A 237-nucleotide genomic window follows, 5' to 3' on the forward strand; every position below is an offset into this window, starting at 1 on the left:
CAAACCAACGGATCAGTCAACTGCCGCTGCTAAGCGACAGCGAACGGCAGCAGCTGCTGGTCGGCTTTAACGCGACGCAAGCGGACTACCCGCAGGACCAACTGATCCAGCAACTGTTCGAAGCGCAGGCAGCAGCCAATCCGGAAGCGATCGCGGTGGTGTACGAAGAGACCAGCGTCAGCTATGGCGAATTGAATGCGCGCGCCAACCGACTGGCGCACACCCTGATCGGGTTGG

1 protein-coding gene is annotated in these 237 nt (G+C 60.8%); it reads left to right on the forward strand.

What is annotated here, in order from left to right:
• Window positions 1-237: AMP-binding protein (locus KVP70_RS33950; protein ID WP_332844204.1), on the forward strand; the 237-nt coding region annotated here is incomplete at both ends.

This window comes from Duganella violaceipulchra (assembly GCF_019166075.1).
In the GTDB taxonomy this organism is placed as follows: domain Bacteria; phylum Pseudomonadota; class Gammaproteobacteria; order Burkholderiales; family Burkholderiaceae_D; genus Rugamonas; species Rugamonas violaceipulchra.